At 62.2% G+C, this 24,718-nt stretch carries 21 protein-coding genes; 14 read left to right on the forward strand and 7 right to left on the reverse strand.

Annotated elements, in window-relative coordinates:
• Positions 1 to 45 precede the first annotated feature (45 nt).
• The 9 genes from ACF8RA_RS06115 (at position 46) to ACF8RA_RS06155 (ending at position 8,930) form a co-directional block, all read left to right on the forward strand.
• A complete protein-coding gene (locus ACF8RA_RS06115; RefSeq protein ID WP_176684293.1) occupies positions 46 to 654 on the forward strand; it encodes an acyltransferase in 609 nt (202 codons plus the stop codon).
• 1 nt (position 655) lies between these two features.
• A complete protein-coding gene (locus ACF8RA_RS06120; RefSeq protein WP_176684292.1) occupies positions 656 to 1,612 on the forward strand; it encodes a glycosyltransferase family 2 protein in 957 nt (318 codons plus the stop codon).
• An 8-nt stretch (positions 1,613 to 1,620) separates the two neighbouring features.
• Positions 1,621 to 2,145 carry a serine O-acetyltransferase gene (locus ACF8RA_RS06125; RefSeq protein ID WP_392518925.1) on the forward strand — a complete coding sequence of 175 codons (525 nt, stop codon included), beginning with the start codon at positions 1,621 to 1,623 and terminating at the stop codon, positions 2,143 to 2,145.
• 5 nt (positions 2,146 to 2,150) lie between these two features.
• Complete coding sequence (locus tag ACF8RA_RS06130; RefSeq protein ID WP_209966219.1) at positions 2,151 to 3,128, forward strand: glycosyltransferase family 2 protein; 978 nt, start codon at positions 2,151 to 2,153, stop codon at positions 3,126 to 3,128.
• A 9-nt stretch (positions 3,129 to 3,137) separates the two neighbouring features.
• On the forward strand, positions 3,138 to 4,142 hold the full coding sequence (locus ACF8RA_RS06135; protein ID WP_176684290.1) for a VirK/YbjX family protein: 1,005 nt from the start codon (positions 3,138 to 3,140) through the stop codon (positions 4,140 to 4,142).
• Positions 4,143 to 4,191: 49 nt separating this feature from the next.
• Positions 4,192 to 5,394, forward strand: a complete 1,203-nt coding sequence (locus ACF8RA_RS06140) for a glycosyltransferase (RefSeq protein WP_176684289.1) — start codon at positions 4,192 to 4,194, stop codon at positions 5,392 to 5,394.
• Positions 5,391 to 6,578 (forward strand): glycosyltransferase family 2 protein, encoded by a 1,188-nt coding sequence (locus ACF8RA_RS06145; protein WP_176684288.1) that lies wholly within the window; start codon positions 5,391 to 5,393, stop codon positions 6,576 to 6,578. The genes ACF8RA_RS06140 and ACF8RA_RS06145 overlap by 4 nt, the downstream gene beginning before the upstream one ends.
• The gene (locus ACF8RA_RS06150; RefSeq protein ID WP_392461272.1) at positions 6,578 to 7,330 is read left to right on the forward strand and encodes a WecB/TagA/CpsF family glycosyltransferase; all 753 of its coding nucleotides are present in this window, start codon (positions 6,578 to 6,580) and stop codon (positions 7,328 to 7,330) included. Before ACF8RA_RS06145 ends, ACF8RA_RS06150 begins: the two co-directional genes overlap by 1 nt.
• 178 nt (positions 7,331 to 7,508) lie before the next feature.
• Positions 7,509 to 8,930 carry an undecaprenyl-phosphate glucose phosphotransferase gene (locus ACF8RA_RS06155; RefSeq protein WP_339443221.1) on the forward strand — a complete coding sequence of 474 codons (1,422 nt, stop codon included), beginning with the start codon at positions 7,509 to 7,511 and terminating at the stop codon, positions 8,928 to 8,930.
• Positions 8,931 to 8,964: 34 nt separating this feature from the next.
• On the opposite strand, the gene ACF8RA_RS06160 is transcribed toward ACF8RA_RS06155, so the two are convergent.
• Positions 8,965 to 9,906, reverse strand: a complete 942-nt coding sequence (locus tag ACF8RA_RS06160; RefSeq protein WP_176684285.1) for a LysR substrate-binding domain-containing protein — start codon at positions 9,904 to 9,906, stop codon at positions 8,965 to 8,967.
• Between the two features lie 146 nt (positions 9,907 to 10,052).
• Here ACF8RA_RS06160 and ACF8RA_RS06165 point away from each other — a divergent pair, with 146 nt between their 5' ends.
• Entirely contained in the window at positions 10,053 to 11,429 is a 1,377-nt protein-coding gene (locus ACF8RA_RS06165; RefSeq protein WP_339443222.1) for an L-serine ammonia-lyase, read from the forward strand.
• 87 nt (positions 11,430 to 11,516) lie between these two features.
• Here ACF8RA_RS06165 and ACF8RA_RS06170 read toward each other — a convergent pair whose 3' ends face one another.
• From ACF8RA_RS06170 to ACF8RA_RS06185, 4 genes are all read right to left on the reverse strand, one after another.
• Positions 11,517 to 12,194 carry a DUF3313 domain-containing protein gene (locus ACF8RA_RS06170; RefSeq protein ID WP_392518926.1) on the reverse strand — a complete coding sequence of 226 codons (678 nt, stop codon included), beginning with the start codon at positions 12,192 to 12,194 and terminating at the stop codon, positions 11,517 to 11,519.
• A 150-nt stretch (positions 12,195 to 12,344) separates the two neighbouring features.
• The gene (locus ACF8RA_RS06175) at positions 12,345 to 13,640 is read right to left on the reverse strand and encodes an NAD(P)/FAD-dependent oxidoreductase (RefSeq protein WP_392518927.1); all 1,296 of its coding nucleotides are present in this window, start codon (positions 13,638 to 13,640) and stop codon (positions 12,345 to 12,347) included.
• Between the two features lie 13 nt (positions 13,641 to 13,653).
• Positions 13,654 to 14,742 (reverse strand): polyamine ABC transporter substrate-binding protein, encoded by a 1,089-nt coding sequence (locus ACF8RA_RS06180; protein WP_209966209.1) that lies wholly within the window; start codon positions 14,740 to 14,742, stop codon positions 13,654 to 13,656.
• 80 nt (positions 14,743 to 14,822) lie between these two features.
• Positions 14,823 to 16,181: a glutamine synthetase family protein gene (locus tag ACF8RA_RS06185; protein ID WP_021785086.1), complete on the reverse strand. Its 1,359-nt coding sequence runs from the start codon at positions 16,179 to 16,181 to the stop codon at positions 14,823 to 14,825.
• Positions 16,182 to 16,364: 183 nt separating this feature from the next.
• On the opposite strand from ACF8RA_RS06185, the gene ACF8RA_RS06190 reads away from it, so the two are divergent.
• Positions 16,365 to 17,264: a helix-turn-helix domain-containing protein gene (locus ACF8RA_RS06190; RefSeq protein ID WP_392515116.1), complete on the forward strand. Its 900-nt coding sequence runs from the start codon at positions 16,365 to 16,367 to the stop codon at positions 17,262 to 17,264.
• 79 nt (positions 17,265 to 17,343) lie between these two features.
• Positions 17,344 to 19,254: an AAA family ATPase gene (locus ACF8RA_RS06195; RefSeq protein ID WP_392518928.1), complete on the forward strand. Its 1,911-nt coding sequence runs from the start codon at positions 17,344 to 17,346 to the stop codon at positions 19,252 to 19,254.
• Between the two features lie 37 nt (positions 19,255 to 19,291).
• Here the strand turns inward: ACF8RA_RS06195 and ACF8RA_RS06200 are convergent, their stop codons facing one another.
• On the reverse strand, positions 19,292 to 20,677 hold the full coding sequence (locus ACF8RA_RS06200; protein WP_392461273.1) for an aldehyde dehydrogenase family protein: 1,386 nt from the start codon (positions 20,675 to 20,677) through the stop codon (positions 19,292 to 19,294).
• Positions 20,678 to 20,784: 107 nt separating this feature from the next.
• Here ACF8RA_RS06200 and ACF8RA_RS06205 point away from each other — a divergent pair, with 107 nt between their 5' ends.
• Positions 20,785 to 21,651 (forward strand): LysR family transcriptional regulator, encoded by an 867-nt coding sequence (locus tag ACF8RA_RS06205; RefSeq protein ID WP_004374302.1) that lies wholly within the window; start codon positions 20,785 to 20,787, stop codon positions 21,649 to 21,651.
• A 282-nt stretch (positions 21,652 to 21,933) separates the two neighbouring features.
• Entirely contained in the window at positions 21,934 to 22,455 is a 522-nt protein-coding gene (locus tag ACF8RA_RS06210) for an acyloxyacyl hydrolase (protein WP_176684277.1), read from the forward strand.
• 31 nt (positions 22,456 to 22,486) lie between these two features.
• Here ACF8RA_RS06210 and ACF8RA_RS06215 read toward each other — a convergent pair whose 3' ends face one another.
• Entirely contained in the window at positions 22,487 to 24,607 is a 2,121-nt protein-coding gene (locus ACF8RA_RS06215; RefSeq protein ID WP_392461274.1) for a TonB-dependent siderophore receptor, read from the reverse strand.
• Positions 24,608 to 24,718 lie beyond the last annotated feature (111 nt).

Consider the following 24,718-nt stretch of genomic DNA (forward strand, 5'->3'; position numbering starts at 1 on the left):
CGCCTCAGGACACTCCAGATTGTTCAGATCGCGAGGCCAGGCAGTATGAAGGGATGGATACGCAAGGCAGTGGCGCATTACGCCCATGCAACCGGGCGAGGTGGCAAATTCTACAGGAGGTTCTGCAACCCCTCTGGTCTTGAATGGGGGGCCTATCTGGCCCGATGGGGCAACTTTCATTCGGTCGGCAGCAATTTCTACGTCAATACAGGCTGCAAGTTTCTCGACCCGTCGCTGGTACGTATCGGTAACAGCGTGGGCTTGTCCGACTGCACGTTGATCGGTCACGACGGGGTGGTATTGCTGATCGAGCATCGCTTTGGCAAGCACCTGGATTCGGTCGGCTTCATCGACATCAAGGACAACTGCTTCATCGGCCATGGTGCGATCGTGATGCCTCGCGTGACCATCGGGCCTGAATCCATCGTGGCCGCAGGGGCGGTGGTGACCAAGGACGTGCCGCCAGGCACTGTCTATGGTGGTAACCCGGCTGTGTTCATCTGTACCACCGAGCAGCTGATCCAACGGGTCGAGGCACGTTGCGAAGCCTACCCATGGATCGATCTGGTGAAGGAGCGCAACGGTGCCTACGACCCGGAAGTGGAACCGCTGCTGATGGCGCAAAGACGTCAGTATTTCTTCGGGGACAGCTGAAATGGCTAGCAAACCTGTGGATGTCATGGTGGTCAACTTCAATACCGCTGGACTGCTGCAGCCGATGTTCGATGCGCTGCGCCGGGCCGACAGCGAGCGGCTGGCCAGTTACCTGGTGGTGGACAATGCCTCGCGCGATGATTCGGTGCAGCGCATGGCCCAGGTGTGCCCCGAGGCACTGCTGCTGAGCAACAAGCAGAACGTGGGTTTCGGCCGGGCCAACAACCAGTTGTTGGCGCACCTCAAGGGCAAGTACGCCTTGCTGCTCAATACCGATGCCTTCGTTGCCACCGACTCGCTGCAGAAAACGCTCGACTACATGGACGCCCACCCGGAGTGCGGCGTACTGGGGGTGCGCCTGGAGGGGCGCGATGGCGACCTGCAGCCCAGTTGTCGCTACTTCCCCACGCCGCTCAATGTGTTCGTCGGGCGCACCGGGCTGGGGCGGTTCTTCCCAGGGCTGAAGATGGTCGACGACATGAACTGGGACCACGCTTCGGTGCGCGAATGTGACTGGTTGCCCGGCTGCTTCTACCTGGTGCGCCGCGAAGTGCTCGACAAGGTGGGGTTGTTCGACCCGCGCTACTTCCTTTATTACGAAGAGGTGGACCACTGCAAGCGGGTGAAGGAGGCGGGCTGGAAAGTGGTGTACTACCCGCATACCACGGTGGTGCACATCGGTGGCGAAAGTTCCAAGTCGGTGGCGGAGCTGGAGGCCGCCAGCCGGCAGATCTCGTCCTACCAGATCGAAAGCGAGCTGCTGTACTTCCGCAAGCATCATGGGGTGGCGGGGCTGGCCCTGCACATGCTGCTGGTCACGCTGGGCGACCTGGTGCTGGCACTCAAGGCGCTGTTGAAACGACGCGGCTGGGGCGCCATCCAAGCCTGCTGGCGTCATTGCCGGGCAACCTGGTCATTGCTGTTCAAGACCCGGTACGCCAGCCAACCGACAAGGTAGGTGGAGCCATGTTCGAGAATATTCGCGCCGACCTGCGTGCCCATGGCGGGGACTGGGGCGCCCAGGGCTTCTGGGTATTGCTGGTGTACCGCTTTGGCCGCTGGCGTTATACGCTGCGCCCGGCACTGCTGCGCAAACTGTGCTCGCTCATCTACAAGGTGCTGTTCAAGTTCGTCCAGATCATCACCGGTATCGAACTGCCTTGCGAGGTGGTGATCGGGCGCAACTTCGTCATCGATCATTTTGGCGGCATCGTTGTCAGCGGCTATGCCCGCTTCGGCGATGACTGCCGTATCCGCAACGGCGTGGTGGTGGGCCTGAAGAATGTCGACGAGCCGATTGCCCCGGTGTTCGGCAATAACGTCGACATTGGTACCGGGGCCAAGGTGCTGGGCAGTATTCGCATCGGCAACAACGTGATCATCGGCGCCAATGCCGTCGTGCTGGTAGATGTGCCTGACAATTCACTGGCAGTGGGGGTGCCGGCCATCATCAAGGCCCGGCAACCGGCCGCCATGGCATCGGTCGAGTGAGGCCTATGGCAACGGTGATCGGCGTGGTGGTGATCGGCCGCAATGAGGGCCAGCGTCTCGAGCGCTGCCTTGTTTCGCTGGCGCAGGGGGCGGACAAGGTCATGTACGTCGACTCGGGGTCCACCGATGGTTCGCTGCAATTGGCCGCCAACCTTGGCGTGGCAGTGCTGGCGCTGGACATGAGTATCCCGTTCACTGCCGCACGCGCCCGCAATGAAGGTTTTGCCGCCTTGCAGCGCCTGTTGCCATCGATGCAACTGGTACAGTTCGTCGATGGCGACTGCGAGGTGAATGCCACCTGGCTGCCCACTGCGCAGGCTTTTCTTGAGCAGCACCCCACAGTGGCAGTGGTGTGTGGTCGCCGGCGTGAGCGCTTCCCGCAGCGCTCGGTGTACAACTTGCTGTGCGACCTGGAATGGGATACCCCGGTCGGTGAGGCCAAGGCCTGTGGCGGCGATGCGCTGATGCGGGCAGACGCCTTTGCTGCCGTGGGTGGCTTCCGTCCTGACCTGATCGCCGGAGAAGAGCCGGAACTGTGCGTGCGTTTGCGGGCCAACGGCTGGAAAGTCTGGCGACTGGCTGCCGAGATGACGCTGCACGATGCCGACATGACCCGTTTCAGCCAGTGGTGGCGGCGTAGCCTGCGCGCTGGGCATGCCTATGCCGAGGGCGCCTACTTGCATGGCCAGCCACCCGAGCGGCACTGGCTGCGCGAGTCACGTCGGGCCTGGTTGTGGGGCCTGGGCATACCTTTGGTGATCGCGCTGGCCTGCCTGCTGCTGGGCGGCTGGGGCCTGCTCTTGCTGTTGATCTACCCACTGCAGGCCGTGCGCCTGGCCCGCCGCGGCGGCAAGTCGACGCGCGAGAACTGGCTGCAGGCTGTGTTCCTGGTGTTGGGCAAGTTTCCGGAAATGCTCGGCCAGCTGAAGTTCCTGCGCCACCGTCTTGCGGCTGGCAAATCGGCTTTGATCGAGTACAAGTGAGAGAAACCCATGAAGCTCGGCACCCTCGTGAAAAGCGTGTTTATCTTGCAACCGGGATACTCGTTGCGGGCGTTGCACAACAAGTACAAGTTGGCGCGGCAGATCGCCAGGCAGTGGCCTGAGCTGAACGGGTTCATGCAGCGCATGACGGCGGCGCTGGGCCCGCATGGTCTGCAGCGTCTGGGTGTGGATTGTATCGGTGTCGTGCAATGGCCTTACATCAGCCGATGCTGGGAGGCGCCACAGCGTCTGGATGTGGTGGCTTCACACTTTGAACGGGTGGCGGGGCAATTCCCGGCGTTGCTATTGCTGGGCCGCGACGAAAACCTGAGGCTGTGTGACCTGTCCAGCCATTCGCCGGGCTGCTGCCTGGTACTGGACCGGCCAATCTGGTTCAAGCGCGAAGGCGAACTGGTGCTTAACTTGTTCCAGGCCGACCTGCGTGTGGCATCCCTGGCCTTCACCCTAGGCCGCAGCCAGGGTGAGACAAGTCTGTTCATCGGTGCGGTGCAGGGCATCCACAAAGGCGTCGACAGCGAAACCTCGCTGGCCATCTACCGTGACCTGACCAAGGACTTCGAAGGGCTGCGGCCACGCAGCCTGTTGCTCGAAGCGTTGAAATGCCTGGGCAGGACCCTGGGTGTGACGCAGCTGTATGCCGTCAGCGACGCCTGCCGGCACCATCGCCATCCCTATTTTGGCAGCGACAAGGGCCAGGACCTGGCGGCCAACTACGACGTGATCTGGCAAGAACACGGTGCCACAGCGTCTGACCGTGAGGATTTTTTCAGCCTGCCATTAGCGCCGGCGCAACGGGCGGAAACTGACATCCCGGCCAAGAAACGGGCGATGTACCGCCGCCGCCAGGCATTGCTCGACGATGTTTTCACCCGTTTGCAGGCAGCATTGCCAAGCAGCAATCACAACCTTGGACTACAAGGAAAACAGGGGGATGCATTTGCTGTGAGTGCATCGGCAGTAGACGGACCGCCCGTAGTCGACAGCCTGAAGTAAAGGTTGCCAGGGAAGGTTGGTCATCAAGCGGGTTTGGATCTGGATTCGTATGCGCATTGCTTACTTCATCAATCAGTACCCGAAAGTCAGCCACAGTTTCATCCGTCGCGAAATTCTGGCGCTGGAGCGCCAAGGGGTCGAGGTGCAACGTATAGCCCTGCGTGGGTGGGACGCCGAAGTGCAGGATGCCGAGGACACAACCGAACGGGGCAAGACCCGCTACGTATTGCAAGGTGGGCTCAAGGGGTTGTTGGCACCGACTTGGCAGGTACTGCGTACGCAGCCGCGGCGGTTTTTCCAGGCGCTGTGGCTGGCCATGCGCCTCGGCTTGCGGGCCGACCGTGCCTGGCCCTACCACCTGGTCTACCTGGCCGAGGCCTGCCAGGTGCTGCAGTGGTTGCAGGCAGGGGAGGCGACACATGTGCACGCGCATTTCGGCACCAACTCTACTGAAGTGGTCATGCTGGCCAACGCCCTGGGCGGGCCGGCATACAGCTTTACCGTGCACGGCCCTGAAGAATTCGACAAACCACAGTTCCTGCACTTGGGTGAGAAAGTACGGCGCGCCGCCTTTGTCGCGGCGGTGAGCTCGTACGGGCGCAGCCAGCTGTACCGTTGGGTGGCGCACGAGCAGTGGGGCAAGGTGAAGGTGGTGCATTGCGGCCTGGAGCGTGGGTTTCATGAGGTGGCGCCGGTCAATGTGCCGCCGGCACCAAGGCTGGTGTGTGTCGGGCGCCTGTGCGAACAGAAGGGCCAGCTGCTGTTGCTGGAAGCGGCGCGCTGTCTCGCTGCCCAGTCGATCGCCTTCGAGCTGGTGCTGGCGGGTGACGGTGAAATGCGCGAGCAGATCGAGGCCTTGATTGCCCGGCACGGCTTGCAGCAGCAAGTGCGTATCACCGGTTGGATCAGCAGTGCGCAGGTACGCGAGGAAATCCTGGCCGCCCGTGCGCTGGTGCTACCCAGCTTCGCCGAGGGCTTGCCCGTGGTCATCATGGAGGCCATGGCCTTGCGCCGGCCCGTGCTGACCACCTACGTAGCGGGTATCCCCGAGCTGGTGCGGCCTGGCGAAAACGGCTGGTTGTTCCCTGCCGGTGCCGTGGACGAGCTGGCAACAGCCATGGCCGACTGCCTGGCGCAACCGGCCGAGGTACTGCAGCGCATGGGCGAGGTGGCCTACCAGCGTGTAGTGCAACGGCATGACATCGACACCGAGGCGGCCAGGCTGGCCGGCTATTTCAAGGCATACGCATGATAAGTGTATTGGGTTGGTTACTGGGCCTGTTGGCGATCATCGTCCTGGTGCCGGTGTTGGTCCTGGTGTTGCAAGTGTTGCTGGCTTGCCTGCCGGCGCGGTCAAGGCCCGAGGGCATTGGCGAGCGCCCGCGAGTGGCGGTGTTGGTGCCCGCCCACGATGAGGCGTTGGTCATTCGTGCGATGCTGGCCAGCGTTACGCCGCAGCTGCTGGACGGCGACCGCTTGCTGGTCGTGGCAGACAACTGTTCGGATGACACGGCCCGGTTGGCACGCGCGTCCGGCGCCGAAGTGGTAGAGCGCCGCGATACGCGCTTGCGCGGCAAAGGTTACGCATTGGATTTCGGCGTGCGCCACCTGGCTCAGCGGCCGCCCGAGGTGGTCATCGTGGTGGATGCCGACTGTCAGGTGGGCGAGGGGGCGATCGACTGCCTGGCGCGCCGCTGCCTCGAACTTGGGCGCCCGGTACAGTCGCTGTACCTGATGCGTGCACCGGCAGGTGCCGGGTTGAGAGTGCAGGTTGCCGAGTTTGCCTGGCGGGTCAAGAACCTGGTGCGGCCACGCGGCTGGGCGCGCCTGGGCCTGCCATGCCAGTTGATGGGCGCGGGCATGGCGTTCGGCTGGCACGATCTGAGCCTGATCAACCTGGCCAATGGTCATCTGGTCGAGGATGTGAAGCTGGGCCTGGACCTTTGCCAGCAGGGTAAGCCCCCGGCTTTCTGCCCCGAGGCACTGGTCACGAGCCAGTTCCCGCTCAGTCAGCAAGGCCTCAACAGCCAACGCACCCGCTGGGAACATGGCCATCTGGGCTTGATGCTCGCCGACGCACCCAAACGGGCGAAGGCTGCAATCACCCAGCGTAACGCTAGCCTGGCGGCCTTGACCCTGGACCTGCTGGTACCGCCCCTGGCGTTGCTGGTGCTGGCCTTGCTCGGGCTTAACCTGGTGACCTGGCTGGCGTACCTGCTGTTCGGCCTGGCGCTGCCCGCGTGGCTCGCCTTGGCCGGTTTGGCCTTGCTGGCCTTTGCCGTGGTGTTGGCCTGGGCGCGCTTCTGTCGTGAAGTGATACCGTTTTCGGTGTTGTTGTACGCGCCGTTCTACGCGGCCAGGAAAATTCCCTTGTACCTGAGCTTCCTGATCAAGCGCCAGGTTGAATGGGTGCGTTCAAAACGGGATGACGACTGATGGCTCAGTGGCAGAATCGCTGGAAGCGAGTGATCGACCAACTGGACGTGATCGCTGATGACGCCGCCGTGCAGCATCTGCTCGACCGCCTGGCCACGCCGGACACGGGCACCGTGCTGGGTTTCGTCAACGCCCATGCGATGAACCTGGTGGTGCGCGATGGTGGCTACAGCCAGGCACTGTCGGCCGCAGATGTGCTGCTGCGCGATGGCGCCGGCATGGCGATCCTGTATCGCGGCCTGGGCCTGGAGCCCGGGCTCAACATGAATGGCACTGACTTCATTCCCAGGCTCATGGCTGCTTACCGAGGGCGCAAGGTCGCCTTCTGGGGCACCCGGCAACCCTACCTGGACCAGGCTGCGCAGCGCTGTAAAGCCGAGTTTGGCATCGTGCCAGTGTCGGTTCACGATGGCTTTGCCAGCGTTGAAACCTATCTGCAGTTGGCCCGCAAGCAGCAGCCCGAGCTGATCGTGCTGGGCATGGGCATGCCCAAGCAGGAGGCGGTGGCAGCGGAGTTGGCAGCCACTGGTGGGGCATGCCTGATCGTGTGCGGTGGGGCGATCCTGGATTTTCTCGGCGGCAAGGTCAGCCGTGCCCCCGAATGGCTGCGGCGTTTGGGGGGCGAGTGGCTGTACCGCCTGCTGCGCGAGCCCAAGCGCCTGTTCATGCGTTATGTGGTGGGCAATCCGCTATTCCTGTTGCGCACCCTGTTGTACCGGAGGGCGGCGGTTTCGGCCAGACGGGCCCTGTGAATCGGTCAAAATTCGCACAAGCCATGATTCCGGATACGCCACTAGCGGGTGGCTGCTACAGTGATATCAATGGCTTGAAGGCTCCACGAACCTGCTGCACTGGCTTTGCATAAGTCTGTTTTCAAGACTTGCTGTTTGATGGAAGGCACTTGCTACGCTCATTTTGATGAGGTCTGAAATGGTTTTCGAACCCAGAAGCAGTCGTTCCTTACTCCAGAGAAGAAGCAGTGTCAGTAACGCCATCCAGGCCGGCCTCGATGGTATTGCCGTCACCGGTATTGCCTGGTACCTGATCTACGACCAGTTCGGCTATATCACATCCGATTACGTGATCATGCTGCTGTTGCTGATTGGCGCACTGGCAGTCATTTATGATCATTACGCGATCTACCGCACCAATGTCGGGCTTTCGATCAAGGCGTTCCGCCTGTTCAAGGCCTGGTCGGCAACGTTTTGCTTCCTGGTCGTCATGGCGTTCCTGACCAAACAGAGCGAAACCTATTCACGGCTATTGGTGGTGCAACTGTTCGTCATTGGTTATTTTGCCCAGTTATTCTTGCATTTTGCCGTGCGCGAACTGCAAAAGCGCTTTAGCGCGCATGCGCGCCTGGACAATGCCCTCATCATCGGCAACGGTGACCTGGCCAACTTCCTGTATCAGAAAATCAGCAACAACCCGTGGTTCGGCGAGCGGGTGCTGGGGTGCGTGCTACTCGACAAAGGCGACGGGCAGGGGCTGGAGAGTGCCGAGGGCAAGCAGCGCCTGCCGGTGCTGGGGCATATTGGCGACCTCGACGAACTGGTGGCCCAGCACGGCATTCGTACGGTGTATCTGGTGACGCCACTGGGTGGCTCCGAGGTCATCAACGACGTGTATTTCAAGTTGCTCGACAAGTGCATTGCGGTGAACTGGGTGCCGGATATCTTCTCGTTGCGCCTGATCAACCACAGCGTGCGGGAAATTGCCGGCATTCCGGTGCTGACCTTGTCGGAGACACCCTTGACGGGCATGAGCCTGTTCTTGAAAAACCTTGAGGACCGGGTGCTGGCCGCGTTGATTTTGCTGTTTGCATCACCCGTGCTGCTGGCTGTTGCGCTGGCCATCAAGATCGATAGCCGCGGGCCGGTGTTCTTCCGCCAGGAACGTACCGGCTGGACAGGCGAATCGTTCCGTATCTGGAAGTTTCGCAGCATGCATGTTCACCAACCGGAAGAAGGGGTGGTCAAGCAGGCGCAGAAGAATGACCCACGGTTGACCCGGGTCGGTGCCTTCATCCGGCGTACAAGCCTTGATGAACTGCCACAATTGTTCAATGTACTGACCGGGGAAATGTCCCTGGTAGGGCCGCGGCCACACGCCTTGCAACATGACACCCTGTATTCGCAGGATATCGTCGACTACTTTGCCCGCCACAATATCAAGCCAGGCATGACGGGTTTGGCGCAGGTGCGCGGGTTCAGGGGGGAGACCAAGGATATCGAGCAAATGATCCAGCGGGTCGACTCGGACATCGAGTACATCAACAACTGGTCGTTGTGGCTGGACTTTGTGATTCTGGTGCGCACGCTTAATGCCTTTACGGGTAAGCAGGCTTATTGAGCAACGCCCGCCCGCATCGACCGTGTACCGCCAGTTAGTCCTTGTTCAACGGATGCAACTCCCTGAACCCCCGCGCTTCTTCCACCAGCCAGTCATGCACTGCCCGCGCACCCGGCTGGTTCAAGCCGCCTGGCGGGTAATGCACCACATAACGCTTGTGGTTGGCGATCGGTACACCAAACGGCACGATCAGTGCCCCGCGTTCCAGTTCATCATTGAGCAGCGTGCGCCGGGCAATCGCCACGCCGATCCCGGCAATCGCCGCCTCGATGGTCAGGTGGTTGCGGTTGAAGGTGTGCCCGCGCCGTACATCCAGGCCGGCGGCGCCGATGCCTTCCAGGTAGAACTCCCACTCGGCATATTCCGAACTGCCACGCCAGGCGGTGATGTCATGCAGCAGCGGGTAGTGCGCCAGGTCAGCCGGGCCGTGCAGCGGCGGGCGCCCGCGCAGCAGGGCAGGTGAGCACACCGGGAAGATCTGCTCGTCCAGCAGCGGCGTCGAGAGCATGCCTGGGTAACTGCCATCGTTCAGGTCGATGGCCAGGTCGAAGTCGCCCGGCGTCAGCGCCTGAGCACTGTCCTCAGCCACCAGGCGCAACTCGATGTCCGGGTAACGTTGTTGAAAACGCGGCAAGCGCGGCGTGAGCCATTTGGCCAGGAACGACGGGATCGAACGCACACGCAACGTGCCGCGGATTTCTCCCGCGTCCAGCCGCAGCAGTTCGGCCTCGATATTGCCGTAGGCCTCGGCCACCGTCTGGGCCAGGCGTTGCCCCTCGGCGCTCAGCTCCACGCCGCGCGCCCGGCGCAGGAACAGCCGGTAGCCCAGGCGCTCTTCCAGTTGGCGCATCTGCTGGCTGACCGCGCCCGGGGTGATATGCAGCTCTTCGGCACAGCGGGTGAAGGACAAGTGCCGGGCTGCGCAGGCAAATACATGCAGCCAGACGAACATCTGACCATTGAGTTGTCGTCGCATCGTTTAGTACCACTAAAGGCTTGCTTAGGAAGTTTCGTTGGTCATCCGTGAGCCATCGCGTCAGTATCGCGCAAAATCGCAACAACGCTCAATTTCTCCAGACAACTCTATCTTGGATGCATATCAGGGTAGGGTCAGGCATTAGCATGGCTATCAGTGTTTTCGACCTTTTCAAAATTGGCATCGGGCCTTCCAGCTCCCACACCGTCGGCCCGATGCGGGCGGCGGCTACCTTTGCCCAGGCCCTGCGTGAGCAGGGGCTGCTGGCCCGGGTAACGCGCGTGGAAGTGCGGCTGTATGGCTCGCTGTCGGCGACCGGGGTTGGCCATGCCACCGACCGCGCGTGCCTGCTAGGCTTGATGGGCCAGTGGCCGGACCGTATCGACCCGGCCACCATCGAGTCGCGCATTGGCCAGGTGCTGCAGGAAGACTGCCTGATGCTCGACGGTAGCCATCCGCTGGCCTTCGACTATGGCCGTGACATGCTGCTGCTCGACGAGAGCCTGCCTTATCACCCCAATGCCATGAGCCTGGAAGCCATGGACGGGCAGCACAGCCTGTTGAGCCAGACCTATTTTTCGGTAGGCGGCGGCTTCATCGTCGAGCAAGCCGAGATCGATGCGCCGGCAAGCGAAGCGAATGCCGTGATGCTGCCTTATGAGTTTGACAGTGGTGCCCAACTGCTGGCGTTGTGCAAGGCCCACAACCTGAGCGTGGCGCAACTGATGATGGCCAACGAATGCGCCTGGCGCCCGGAGGCCGAGGTGCGCGAAGGCTTGTTGCGCATCTGGGCGGCCATGCGTGAGTGCGTGGCGAACGGCCTGCGCAACGAGGGCGTCCTGCCAGGCGGCTTGCACGTCAAGCGCCGCGCTGCGCGGTTGCACCGCAGCCTGCAGGAGTTGGGCAAGCCCAACGTGATCGGCTCAACCCTCAGCGCCATGGAGTGGGTGAACCTGTTCGCCTTGGCGGTCAATGAGGAGAACGCCGCGGGCGGGCGCATGGTTACCGCGCCCACCAACGGTGCCGCTGGCATTATCCCGGCTGTGCTGCATTACTACATGAAGTTCAACCCGACCGTTTGCGATGCCGATGTCGTCGATTTCCTGCTGGCGGCTGCGGCGGTCGGTATTTTGTGCAAGAAAAATGCGTCGATCTCGGGGGCAGAGGTAGGCTGCCAGGGCGAGGTGGGTTCGGCCTGTTCGATGGCTGCCGCCGGCTTGGCCCAGGTGCTGGGGGCGACGCCGCCGCAGCTGGAAAACGCGGCCGAGATTGCCCTGGAGCACAACCTCGGGCTCACTTGCGACCCCGTGGGTGGCCTGGTGCAGGTGCCCTGTATCGAGCGCAATGCAATTGCTGCAGTAAAAGCGATCAATGCCGTGCAGATGGCGCTGCGGGGGGATGGCGAGCACTTCATCTCGCTCGATCGGGTGATCCGCACCATGCGTGATACCGGGGCGGACATGCATGCCAACTACAAGGAAACCTCGCGCGGCGGTTTGGCGGTCGCTTTTGTCGAGTGCTGAGTTTCAACGCGGTCAACTGGAGCGGCCTTGTGTCTCGATGGGCCGCTCCTGAACCAGATTGCGTTGACCGGTTGGGTCAGAACTGAATCAGCGGCCTTTCTGCTTCGCTGCCAGGAAGCTCGCACGCATGTCCTTGGCCCAGCCATCCAGCACCGGCTTGACGTCGTTCAAGGTCAGCTTCTGGGTATCGTTTTCCAGCTCCTGGCCCGCGCCCTTGCGTACCACCTGGGCCAGCACCTTCTGGCTGGCGCCGTCCAGGAACGCTGCCTCCACACCGACATCCACGTCCTGGTCGCGGCCACCCATGGCGGTATTCACTCCCGCCGCGATAAGCGCGATAGGGATCACCTCGTAAGGCCTGAGGCCCTCGTTACTGGTGGACACTGCCGTGATCGCCGGGCGTATCACGATCACGCCCGGGCCAGGCCCCTTGGCCAGAGGCATCACGCTGCTCATTTCCCTGCGCAGGGCCTCGTTGAAGTAGCGGGTGATTTCCTGCAGCGTCTGCTGCGAGATAACCGCTGTTGGCTGCGGTTTGGGGTAGAACTGGCTTGGCTCGACGAACACCTGGCTGTACTGGTTGATATTGACCTTGGGGTCGATCCAGCGCATCACCGGGTCACCCGACGGGCTCTTGGCCTCTTGCAGCCGGCTGTAATCCTTGAGGAAGCCGGAGTAATCCTTGGGGTCCACGCGGTTGCTGGAGCAGGCGGCCACGGCAAGCAGCGCGGCGCACAACAGGGTAATGCGAGTCAATGATTTCATGATGAAAAGGCATCCATGAGAGGTCGGCCTCAACAACGCTAGCAGGTGCGAGGCAGTTGGCCAGTGGACGGGGCAATCCTCTTTGAAAAGTACAGAATGCGTGACCGGGACGCGCTCGCCCTGAGTGGCGCTGCAAACGTTGTTGCCCACTCAACCCAGGGCCTCACGCAAGCGGTACCACAACATGCCCAGCGCCAGCAGGGGGGAGCGCAGGGCCTTGCCGCCGGGGAAGGTCAGGTGCGGCACGGCACTGAACACATCCAGGCCCTGGCTATGGCCGAGGGCGATGCTTTCGGCCAGCAGTTTCGCCGTCCAGTGCGTCACGTTCAGCCCGTGCCCGGAATAGCCTTGGGCGTAATACACGTTGGGGTGCTGGCCAAGGCGCCCGACCTGGGGGAACCGGTTGGCGGTGATGCCGATCATGCCACCCCACTGGTAGTCGATGCGCACGTTGGCCAGTTGCGGGAACACCTTCAATACCTTCGGCCGCATGTACGCGCCGATGTCTTTAGGGTCGCGCCCGGAATAGTGGCAGGCGCCACCGAACAGCAGGCGGCGGTCTGCAGTGAGACGGTAGTAGTCCAGGCCGACCTTCTGGTCGCACAGCGCCATGTTCTGCGGGATCAGGCTGCTGGCCAGCGCTTCGGGCAAGGGTTCGGTGGCCACCACATAGCTGCCGGCCGGGAGCACCTTGCCACTCAGGCGCGGTTCCAGTTCATCGAGGTGAGCGTTGCAGCCCAGCACCAGGCTGTTTGCGCGCACCTTGCCGCGCGCCGTGTGCAGCGTCAACCTGGGCCCGTGCTCAATGCGCAGGACCGGGCTTTGCTCGAAAATGCGCACGCCCAGGCTGTGAGCCGCGCGGGCTTCGCCCTGTACCAGATCCAGCGGGTGCAGGTGGCCCGAGCCCATGTCTACCAGGCCGCCAGCGTACTGGTCGCTGGCGACGATCTCGTTCAACTGCCCGGCGCCGACCAGGCGTGTTTCATGGCGATAGCCCAGGGCGGCCAGGTCGTCCTGTTCATCCTTGAAAGCGGCGAACTGCGCATCGGTGTTGGCCAGTTCGCAGAAGCCCCAGCGCAGATCGCAGTCAATGCCGTAGCGGGCGATACGGTCGGCCACCAGTTCCACTGAATCGATGCCGGCCTGTTTCAGGTAGCGCACACCGTCCTGCCCGACATGCCGGGCAAAGCCGCTGACATCATGGCCGATACCGCGAATCAGTTGGCCGCCATTGCGCCCACTGGCGCCCCAGCCGATGCGCCGGGCCTCCAGCAGCACCACCGAGAGGCCGCGCTCGGCCAGCTCCAGGGCGGTATTGACCCCGGTCAGCCCGCCGCCGATCACGCATACGTCGGCCGTCAGTTCACTGTCCAGGCTGGGGTAGGGTGCCGCGTCGCGCGCTGTGGCGGCGTAGTACGAGGCGGTGTGTTGGGTATTGAAAGACATGAGCGTTCTCGACTCAGCGGTTGGACTTGATCTTGCTCCAGGAGCGGGTCATGACGCGCATGATTTTTGGGCTCGGGGTGCTGGAGATGTACAGCTTGTCCAGCACCTCCTGGGGTGGGTAGATCTCGGGATTGTTCACCAGCGATGCATCCATGTAGGCCTTGGCGTCCGGGTTGGCATTGGCATAGCCGACCGTGGCGCTGACCTTGGCGATCACTTTGGGGTCGAGCAGGTAGTTGATGAACGCCAGGGCCTGCTCGGGGTTGTTGGCGTCCTTGGGGATGGCCAGCAGGTCGAACCACAGGTTGCTGCCTTCCTTGGGAATGCTGTAGGCGACCTTCACGCCGTTCTTCGCTTCTACGGCGCGGTTGGCAGCCTGGAACACGTCGCCGGAGTAGCCGAACGCTACGCAGACATTACCGTTCGCCAGGTCCGAGACGTACTTGGAGGAGTGGAAGTAGGTGATGTAGGGGCGCAGTTCGAGTAGCCGGGCCTCGGCCTTGGCGTAATCGCCCGGTTTTTCGCTGCGCGGGTCCAGGCCCAGGTAGTTGAGCACGGCCGGGAACAGTTCGTCGGGCGAGTCCATGAATGCCACGCCGCACTGCTTGAGCTTTTTCAGGTTCTCGGGCTCGAACAGCACCGCCCACGAGTCGATATGGTCCACACCCAGTGCCGCCTTGACCTTGTCGACGTTGTAGCCGATGCCATTGGTGCCCCACAGGTAAGGCACGGCGTACTGGTTGCCGGGGTCGTTCTGTTCAAGTTGCTTGAGCAGTTTGGGGTCCAGGTGCTGCCAGTTCGGCAACTTGCTGCGGTCCAACGGCAGGAAGGCCCCGGCCTGGGCCTGGCGGGCGAGGAAGTGGTTGGACGGTACCACCACGTCATAACCTGTGCGCCCGGCCAACAGCTTGCCTTCGAGGGTTTCGTTGGAGTCGAACACGTCATAGACCACCTTGATTCCGCTGCTGGCCTGGAAATCGGCCAAGGTGGTGTCACCGATGTAGTCGGTCCAGTTGTACACACTGACCGTGGGCGTGGCCTGGGTGGTGGTGGCGAACAGCAGGGTGAATGCAGCGGGGATCAGGGCTTGCAGATGACGCATGGGAACACCTCGTTGGTCTTGTTCTTCGAGTTCGGAGCAGGCTTGCCTGTGCATGGGGGGCAAAGCACCCCCGCAGTGGATCAGACACTCAGCATCAGGAATTCACGCTCCCACGAGCTGATGACGCGCTTGTAGTTCTCGTGTTCGGCGCGCTTGACCGCCACGTAGCCCTGGACGAATTGCTTGCCCAGGTACTGCTGCACGGTTTCGCAGTCTTCCATGTGCTGCAGCGCATCTTCGATGGTGATCGGCAGGCGCAGGTTGCGTCGTTCATAGGCACGGCCCTGCACTGCTGCGCTAGGGTCGATCTGCTCGACCATGCCCAGGTAGCCGCACAGCAGGCTGGCAGCGATGGCCAGGTACGGGTTGGCATCGGCGCCCGGCAGGCGGTTTTCCACCCGCATCGCCTCCGGGCTGGACGTAGGCACGCGCAAGCCGGCGGTGCGGTTTTCTACACCCCACTCGACGTTGACCGGTGCCGAAGTATCCGGCAGGAAGCGGCGGAACGAGTTGACGTTGGGCGCGAACATCGGCAGCAGCTTGGGGATGTACTTCTGCAAGCCGCCGATGTGATGCAGGAACAGCGGGCTCATGCTGCCGTCTTCGTTGGCGAAGATCGGTTTGCCCGTGGCGATGTCGACCACGCTCTGGTGCAGGTGCATGGCACTGCCGGGTTCGTCGGTGATCGGCTTGGCCATGAACGTGGCGGCCACGTTGTGCTTGAGCGCTGCCTCGCGCATGGTGCGCTTGAACACGGTGATCTGGTCGGCCAGGTCCAGCGCATCGCCGTGGCGGAAGTTGATTTCCATCTGCGCCGGGCCGTCTTCGTGGATCAGCGTATCCAGGTCCAGGCCCTGGATCTCGCACCAGTCGTAGACGTCTTCGAACAGTGGGTCGAATTCGTTGGCGGCATCGATCGAGAACGATTGACGGCCACTTTCAGCACGGCCGGAACGCCCCAGTGGCACCTGCAGTGGCAAGTCCGGGTCTTCGCAGCGCTTGGTCAGGTAGAACTCCATCTCGGGTGCGACGATTGGCTGCCAGCCCTTGTCGGCGTACAGCTTGAGCACCTTCTTCAGCACGTTGCGTGGCGAAAGCTCGATGGGGTTGCCTTGCTTGTCGAAGGTGTCGTGGATCACGATCGCGGTTGGCTCGATCGCCCACGGGATCTGGTAAACGGCAGTGGGGTCAGGGCGGCAGACCATGTCGATGTCGGCGGCGTCGAGCAGGTTGTAATAGATGTCATCATCGACGTAGTCGCCGGTGACCGTCTGCAGCAGCACGCTTTCTGGCAGGCGCATGCCTCGCTCATGGAGGAACTTGGCGGTGGGCGCGATCTTGCCGCGGGCGATGCCGGTCAAGTCGCTGATCACGCATTCGACTTCGGTGATCCGGTGTTCTTTCAGCCAGGTGGACAGCTGATCGAAGGGGGCGTTCATACAGACCTCTTGGTTGGGTTTTGGTGTGGGAGCGTGGACGCCTGCGAAAACCGTTCAACAGTTGCGAAGGCGTTACGCTTCCCAGGTGACGCGCTGGAGACTATCTTGGGCGCAGCCCCCCGGGGCGATCTATCCACTTTCTTCAGTATCGAATGCACCAAAAGAGTGCATACAGGATGATGTGTGACAACCGCCAATGCGTTGAAGGTCCAGGCTTTCCATACCACTGACGTCACCGAGCAAGTGCGCGCCACCCCTGGCTGGCAGCAGCAGTACCGGCAGATGTCACCCGGGTACTTCAGCGGTGAGCTGCGTTGTCTGGGGCTGGATGGCGTGGAGGTGTACGAAGAGCGCCTGAACACCCGTGTGGAGCAGTTTTTTCGCGCGCCAAGCGGCGCGTTGGCGTTTTGCTTCGACCGCAGCGAGAACAGCCTGTACCTGCTGAACGAACAAAGCCGCAATATCTGGATCACGCCGGAGAACTACCACGAGGTGGCGGTCGTGTTCGACCAGGCCTTCCTGGCCCGTCATGGGCTGGACCCGCAGCGCCTGGAGGGGTTGTTCATGGTGCCATTGGGCAGCGGCCAGAATGCCTTGTTCGGCAGTTGGCTGAGCGCCACCCTGACGCGCCTGGCCGAGGCCGGTAGCCCGCTGCAGGGGCCGGCCCTGGCAGAGCAACTGCTGGAGGACTGCCTGTTCATACTCGACAACGCCTGCCAGCGCTTGCAGGGTGTGGCCCTGGGGCGACGTGACGAGGAGCGGGCGATCATGCGCCGGGTCAGCGAATGGGCGGCCGACTGCCCGGAAGAAACGCTGAACCTGGTGGAGTTGGCGGAGGTTGCCGGGGTTTCATTGCGTCAGTTGCAACAGGCGTTCAAAGCGTTCACCGGCATGCCGCCTGCGCACTGGTTACGGCTGCGCCGTTTGAACGGCGCGCGGCGCGATCTTTTGCGGGGAGGAGGGGTGACCGTCGCCGAGGTGGCGATGCGTTGGTCGTTCTGGCATTTGGGAAGGTTTTCAGAGAGTTATCGGCAGTTGTTCAAGGAGTTTCCGAGCGAGACGTTGCGGCGGGGCAGAGGTTGAAGGGGGCACGCCAAAACTGAACCCAGCATCCCGTGCCGAAAGTTGCTATCGTGCCGCCCTGATTTCACCCGAGGTGCCGATGTTCTACCTGCCTTTGCCCAGCGACCAGGCTGACCGCCTCGCCAGCGCGGCTGTAACCGAATTCTTCACCACTGCCAGTGTGCTCGATGCCGCCGCCGTGCTGTTCGTGCAAAACCTGCCACGCCAACCTGCCACCGCCTCGGCCGACGCGCAGGAGCGTCGTTTCGCCGAAATCGTGCGCATCGCCAACCAAGTCGAAGGTGTCGCCCCCGGGCGTTTCCAGGGCCAGGTAGCGCAGCACTTCGATCGCGAAGCGTTCGCCATGGGCCTGGGCATGCTGGGCGAAAATGGCATTGCACTGCTGTCGGCCGAAGTGGAGTACCAGGCGGACGAGTTGCTGGATGACGAAGGCCAGTGGAACTTCCAGTTCGCCGACCGCTACCGCCAACGGGCCACGCCGCTGCACCCTGTGTACCTGCCATCGCTGGCCAGCGACTTGATGCTCAGCGACCAGCAAAACCGCCTGCTGCGTGAATTCCTCAGTGGCGTCGACGAGTCTGTGGCTGTGCAAGGTTTCGCCGGCACCGGCAAGACCTTCCTGATTCACCAGTTCGCCCGGCTGCTGGAGCCACAGCGCACATTGCTGCTGGCCTTGACCGAAGGGCAGTTGCGCGCACTGCAGGCGCGGGTCAAGGACGCTGCCGCCTATACCGCGCTGACCTTCGGCCAACTGGCTGACGAACTGCTCAACCGCGACCTCACCAGCAACGGCTGGCGACTGCGCGATCCGTATCGCACCAAGCTGTCCTGGCGCCCCCAGGAAGCGCAAGTGGTGCGCTGGTTGGCCATCCCTGATATCGGCCCGCTCGCAGCGCGTGACGTGGTTGCCTTGTGCATCCGCGCCGTGCGCACGTTCTGCCACAGTGCCGATACCCAACTTCAGCTGCACCACTTGCCCTGGGCCGGGCCGGGCACTTCGCCGCTGGATCAGGAGGTGCTGCTGGAGAAGGCACGCCTGTACTGGCAAGAGCTGATTCGTCCGTCGGCGCGGGACATTCAGCTGCCTGTGCGTGACTACCACCGGGTCAAGCTGCTGTCGCTGACCGAGCATGTAATCGACAGCCGTTACACCCATGTCATCGTCGACGAGGCCCACGAACTGTCGGCACCGATGCTGGCGGTACTCGATCGCAGTCCACAGTCGATCATTACCCTGGGTGACGAACTGCAAAACCTCAATGGCCTCAGCCCGCACCATGGCAGCTTCATCCGGCAACGCTGCATCGACCATTCACTTCGCGCCGGGCCGGCAATGGACAATGTGCTCAACCCGTTGATCCAGGCGCACCCGGCCACGATCCAGGCGGCCTTCAGTGGCAACGCCGAGCACTACACCCGGGTCAGTTTCTTCGATACGGTGGTGGTGCCGGAACAGCCCACGGCGCTTATCGTCGATGATGAATGGGGGCTGTTTGGCTGGTTCCAGCGCCTGACGCATCAGGGTGTGCCGTTCTTGTTGCTGAAAAGCGCTCGCAAGGACTTTGAACTGTTCGTCGAGGACTGCATCGAGCTGTACCGCTACGGCACGCGGCCGCGCCACCCGATGCTGTTCCGCTATGCCAGCTGGCAGGCGCTGGAGCAGGACAAGGGCGATGACAAAGCGTTCGTCGCCGTGGCCAACATGCTGCGCAAGGGCTACACGCCGGAGCACTTTGCCAAGGCCAAGAGCCGTTACCGCTGGGACAAGGCGCCGAAGTTGTTCCTGGGGCGTGTACGGGATGTGAAGAACATGGAGTTTGCCCGGGTGATGGTGTCGCCGGAGCTGATGGTGGCGCCACAGGTGGCGGGTAACCGCAATGAACGGGCGCGTATGCTGGCGGGGTTGTATACCGCCTGTTCGCGGGCGCGGCATGAACTGATCGTGCCGGGGGGGATGCTGGACTGGGTCAAGGACCAGGTTCGGGATTGACACAGATGGGGCTGCAAAGCAGCCCCAGGGTCATGAATCAGTTACGGTCCAGCCACACCGTCTGGGCATTGGTGAACTCGCGCACCCCAAAGTGCGACAGCTCACGGCCGAAACCGCTCTTCTTCACGCCACCAAACGCAACACGGGGGTCGGAAGCGCAGTAGCCGTTGATGAACACGCCACCGGTATCCAGTGCGGCGGTCATGCGTTCGGCCAGCGCATAGTCGGCTGTGTAGATGGTCGAGGCCAGGCCGAACTCGCTGTCGTTGGCCAGTTCCACGGCATGGTCGGCATCGCGTGCCGTGATGATCGCCGCTACCGGGCCGAACAGCTCCTGCTTGAACGCGGTCATGTCCGGGGTGACATTGGCGAACACGGTCGGCGCGTAGAAGTTGGCCACGCCTTCGACCTTGTTGCCGCCCAGCAGCAACGTGGCGCCTTCGGCCAACGTCGCCTGAACCTGGCCGTCCAACTCGTCGCGCAGGTCGTAGCGGGCCATCGGGCCGATATAGGTGTCGTCCTCCAGCGGGCTGCCGATTTTCAGCTGGCGCGTGGCTTCAACGAACTTGTGGGTGAACGCGTCGACGATGCTGGCTTCCACGATCAGGCGCTTGGCGGCGGCACACACCTGGCCGGTGTTCTGGTAGCGGCCTATCACCGCAGCCTGAACGGCGGCATCCAGGTCGGCGTCAGCCAGCACGATGAACGGGTCGGAGCCACCCAGTTCCAACACGCACTTCTTCAGTGCGGCACCGGCCTGTGCACCAATCGCCATGCCGGCACGCACGCTGCCGGTCAGGGTCACGGCGGCGATGCGCGGATCGTTGATGGCGCGGGTAACGCCATCCGGGGTCACGTTCAGTACTTCGAACACGCCTTCCGGCAGGCCGGCATCCTTGAACAGCTCACCCATCAGGTAGGCGCTGCCCATCACGTTCGGTGCGTGCTTGAGCACGTAGGTGTTACCCGCCAGAATCGCCGGCACGGCGCCGCGCAGCACCTGCCAGACCGGGAAGTTCCACGGCATCACGGCCAGGATCGGGCCTAGCGGGCGGTATTCGATACGGGCTTTTTCGACCTGGGTCGGCTCGGCGGCGAGCATGGCCGGGCCGTGCTCGGCGTACCAGCGGCAAAGGCCCACGCACTTGCTGACTTCGCCGCGAGCCTGGGCGATCGGCTTGCCAATTTCGCGGCTGATCATGTGCGCGAAGGCTTCGGCCTTGGTTTCGAGGGTGCCGGCCAGGGCCAGCAGGTACTCGCTGCGCTGACCCAGCGACACCTGGCGCCACTGGCGGTAGCCAACCTTGGCACGTTGCAGCGCCGCTTCCAGTGCGGCGTCGCTGTCGAACGGGTAGGCGCCGATCTGCTCGCCGCTGTACGGGTCGAGGGAGATGGCGTGGGTCAGGCTGCTGATCGCGCTCATGGCGGGACACTCTCGTTGTTGTTAATCAGTGAGGCCAGACTAGTGGGCTATGGCTTTAATGAAAACTGAATAATAATGAGCGAAACATTCACGTTTGGAGAATGGCTGTGGACCTGGTGCAACTGGAGATCTTCAAGGCCGTGGCAGAGCAGGGCAGCATCAGCGCCGCCGCGCAGCACATCCATCGGGTGCCGTCGAACCTGACCACGCGCATCAAGCAACTGGAGGAGGACTTGGGGGTAGAGCTGTTCATTCGTGAGAAGAGCCGCCTGCGCCTGTCGCCTGCGGGTTGGAACTTCCTCGAATATACCCGGCGCATCCTCGACCTGGTCCATGAGGCGCGGCTGACCGTGGCGGGTGAAGACCCGCAGGGCACCTTTGCCCTAGGATCACTGGAAAGCACGGCGGCGGTGCGCATCCCCGCGTTGCTGGCGGCCTATAACCAGCGCTACCCCAAGGTTGACCTTGACCTGTCCACCGGGCCCTCCGGGACCATGCTCGAAGGCGTGCTGTCTGGCCGCCTGGTGGCCGCGTTCGTCGACGGCCCGGTGCTGCACCCGACGCTGGAGGGCATACCGGTGTTCGAGGAAGAGATGATGGTCATTGCGCCACTCAACCATACACCGGTGACCCGCGCCCAGGACGTGAACGGTGAAAGCATCTATGCCTTCCGCGCCAACTGTTCGTACCGCCATCACTTCGAAAACTGGTTCGTACAGGACCAGGCGGTACCGGGCAAGATCCACGAAATGGAGTCCTATCACGGCATGTTGGCCTGCGTCAGTGCGGGCGCCGGTCTGGCCATGCTGCCGCGCAGCATGCTCGACAATATGCCCGGGTGCAGCACCGTCAGCGCCTGGCCAATGTCAGAGGACTTCCGCTACCTGAAAACCTGGCTGGTATGGCGACGGGGTACGGTCTCGCGCAGTTTGAGCATGTTCGTGAAGTTGCTTGAAGAAGGACGCGCAAGCTGATGTTTTTTCTCGATAACAGTCGATATCCAGAATGCTCAGGGCCAGCCCGTGCTCAGCGTCAGCGATGCCGGGCCACTGCTGTATGTGCAGCTGCCTCCCGGCAAAGCACAGCGTTTCCAAGTGATTTAGCCAATAGTGGCAATACACTTCCAACTTTCTGATTATCTGGACAATAATCAGAAAAGTATTACTTCGTATGACCGGTTTGGATGCACCGGTCAGCGCATAACATCGAGGGGCCCAAGCCCCCGCTTGCCGTGTAGACCATCAGGAGAGTCGTTGATGAAAACCCGTCTAGCAGCTTCGCTGGCCGTTGCAGTGCTGGCCTTTGCCGGAGCCGATCTGGTCCAGGCTGCGCAGATATCAGGCGCCGTGGGCGCCACTGGCCAAGGTGACATGACCTACCGTATCGGCATGTCGTTCGACTGGGACAAGAAATGGCTGCAAAGCAGTGCCGGTCATGTGAGCGGTTACTGGGATGCGGCCTACACCTATTGGGAAGGTGGCGATGCCAGTGGTGCGCATTCGCTGTCGTTCAGCCCGGTGTTCACGTATGAGTTCAGCGGCTTTACCTACACGCCTTACATCGAGGCAGGTATTGGCCTGGCAGCGTTTTCAAAGACCGACGTGGGCGACCAGCGACTGGGGTCGTCGGTCAACTTCGAAGACCGTATCGGCTTTGGCCTGAAGTTGCCGGGAGAACAGAAGGTAGGCATCCGTGCCATGCACTACTCCAACGCCGGGATAAAGCAGCCAAACGACGGCATCGAGTCGTACTCGCTGTTCTATAGCAGAGCTTTCTGACATTACGGGGCCGCTGCGCGGCCCCGGCAATTCAGAACGTATAGGAAACGCCGGCCTGCACCGTGCGCGGTGCGCCGGGGTATACGTAGCTGTTGAACGCCCCCTCGTCATACCCCTTGTTGAACACGTTCTTCACGTCCAGATTCAACCGCACGTGTTCGTTAACCTTGTAGAACGTCAGCAGGTCAACCACGGTGTACTGGTCCATGTTGTAGGTGACCGCCTCGGTCTGGCCATTGCGGTCATCCACATACTTCAACCCAAGCCCTAGCCCCAAACCTTTGGCAAAACCGTCCTGGAACTCATAAGTGTTGAGCAGGCTGAAGCTGTTGCGCGGGATGTTGGCCAGTCGCGTACCCGTCGGCAGGCGGTTGTCCTTGGTAACTTCGGCATCGACATAGGCGTAGCCACCGATTACCCGCCACTCAGGCGTGATATTGCCGGCGATGTTGATATCCAGCCCGCGGCTGCGTACTTCCCCGGCGGCCAAGCTGTAGTTGGTATTCACCGGGTCGCGCGTCAGGACGTTCTCCTTGACGATGTGGTAGATCGCTGCGTCGACACTCAACTGGCGATCAAGTGACTCCCATTTCACACCCAGCTCGTAGGATTTGCCCTTCTCCGGGTCGAAACCACCGCCACTGGCCGGCGTGCCCGTATTGGGTTTGAACGAACGTGCGGTGTTGGCGTAGACCGCCAGGGTATCGGTCAGGTCGTAGATCAAGCCAAGGCGGGGTGTAACGCCGTTTTCGCCCTTGCTGAAATCGCCGGCATTGTTCAGCTTGTTGTCATAGTCATGCTCGAAACGCTCGAAGCGCACACCCGCCAGCGCCTTCAATCGCTCGGTCAGCGCTACCTGGTCCTGAATGAAGAACGCCCACGTCTGCAGGTTTTCCTTGTCCCAGGTGGTGGTGCGGTCCAGTGCCGGGCGCGGCTGGCCCAGTACCGGGTTGTAGATGTCGATCGGGTAGGCTGCCGAGGAACGCTGGATGATCGAGTTGTAGTCGTAGTTCTCGTATTCGACCCCGGTCAACAAGGTATGGCTGAAATTGCCGGTGTCAAAATGACCGGTCAGGTTCAGCTGCCAGTCGCGGTCGGTCCACTCCAGCTTGCGGTAGTTGAAGTTGCGCTGCAGCGTGCGTCCATCTGCCGGTGCGCCGTCGGCTTCGACAGCGTTGCCTTTGAGCGAGCCATCGAGGAACTGGAACCCGCCAGCCAGCGTCCAGTTGTCATTGAGCAGGTGCTCGAAACGCAGCTGCGCCATGTTGTTGTCGTTGTGCAGCAGGTTGTCGCTGCCTTTTTCCCAGATATAGGTATCGCGCGAGGCGCTGCCGGTCTGGGTGGGGTAGCGGGTCAGGCCGCGATCGAGGGGGTGGTTGTTGCGCATGAAATCGCCTTCGAAGGTGATCTTCGTGGCGTCATTGACCTGCCAGCTGATGACCGGGGCGACATCGTAGCGTTCGCTTTCGACATCGTCGCGGAAGCTGTCGCCACCTTCACCCAGTATGTTCAGACGGTAGGCCAGCGAGCCGTCCTGGCTCAGCGGCCCGGTGGCATCAAGGGTGGCACGGTGCATGCCCTGGTCGTCGAACTGGCTGCCAAGGGTGACCTTGGACTCGGGCAACGGCTGCTTGCTGACCACGTTGAACGTACCGCCAGGGTCGCCACGGCCGTACAGGCTGCTGGCCGGGCCACGGATGACCTCCAGGCGCTCGACGGTGTTGGCATCCGGGGCATTGGGGTAGCCGCGGTTGATCGGAAAGCCGTTGCGGTAGAACTCACCGGTCGTGAAGCCACGCACGGTGAAGGTTGTGAGGCCCTGGCCACCGAAGTTGTTGGCGCGGCCGACACCACCGGCGTAGTCCAGGCCATCCTGCAGGCGCGTGGCGCCCGTGTCTACCAGCACATCCTTGGGTACCACGCTGACCGATTGCGGGGTTTCGTGCAGCGCCGTGTCGGTGCGGGTGGCACTGGCCGAGCGGGTGGCCTTGTAGCCTTCGACCGGGCCGTCGGCGCGTTCGCTGTCGGCAGTACTGGTGATGCTCAGGGCCTGGAGTTCGATCTGGTTAGGGTCGCTGAGCGGTTCAGGCTCGGCAAAGGCCAGCGGGGAGACAGCATGAAGCACACAAAGCGAAACGAACGTGCGGCGCATCGACGGTACGGTCCTTGAATAGGGCGCTAAGAGGCTGGGTCGGGAGATGCCGCGAACATACTACGAATCATTATCAAATGCATTAGTTTTGAGTGGCACTGGTGTACCAGA

Origin of the sequence: Pseudomonas sp. FYR_5 (assembly GCF_043106315.1) — a bacterium.
GTDB lineage: Bacteria > Pseudomonadota > Gammaproteobacteria > Pseudomonadales > Pseudomonadaceae > Aquipseudomonas > Aquipseudomonas putida_Y.